1 protein-coding gene is annotated in these 619 nt (G+C 72.5%); it reads left to right on the top strand.

The features are described from left to right. Nucleotides 1-164 precede the first annotated feature (164 nt). Nucleotides 165-578 (top strand): mannonate dehydratase, encoded by a 414-nt coding sequence (locus G3I78_RS46865; RefSeq protein ID WP_343244022.1) that lies wholly within the window; start codon nucleotides 165-167, stop codon nucleotides 576-578. Nucleotides 579-619: the final 41 nt, after the last annotated feature.

The following is a 619-nucleotide window of genomic DNA, read 5'->3' as shown; positions in this document are numbered from 1 at the left end:
AAGGTCACCCGCGCTCAGCGCTCGGGTGGCGGTGGCGGCGGCTTCGGCGGCGGTGGCGGCTACGGAGGTGGCGCCAACTCCGGCGGTGCCTCCGGTGGCGGATTCAGCTCCGGCGGCGGTCAGCAGCAGAGCGACGACCCGTGGGCTTCGGCTGGCCCCGCGTCGTGTCGACCAAGGACGACCTCGCGCGCGTGCTGTCGCTGCACGACAGCCCGTACCACGGCCTGACCCTGTGCCTCGGCAGCTTCTCCGCGAACCCCGGGCAGGACGCGGTCGACGCCGTGCGCACGTTCATGGACCGCATCCACTTCACCCACGTCCGCAACATCAAGCACCTGGGGAACGGCGACTTCACCGAGGTCGCCCACCGCGCGTGCGAGGGCAGCGTCGACACGACCGGGATCATGCGCGCGTACGCCGAGGCGGGCTACCAGGGCTACGTGCGCCCCGACCACGGCCGGCACCTGTGGGACGAGAACACGACGAACAAGCCCCGCCCCGGCTACGGCCTGTACGACCGCGCGCTCGGCGTCCAGTACCTGCTCGGCGCCTGGGACGCGTTCCGCCACGGCGCCTGACGGCTCGGCACGAGCTGCGGGACGGTCTGCGTCACGCCATC

Origin of the sequence: Streptomyces sp. SID13726 (genome assembly GCF_010548375.1) — a bacterium.
Lineage (GTDB): Bacteria > Actinomycetota > Actinomycetes > Streptomycetales > Streptomycetaceae > Streptomyces.
This window is presented reverse-complemented; position numbering and strand designations above follow the sequence as displayed.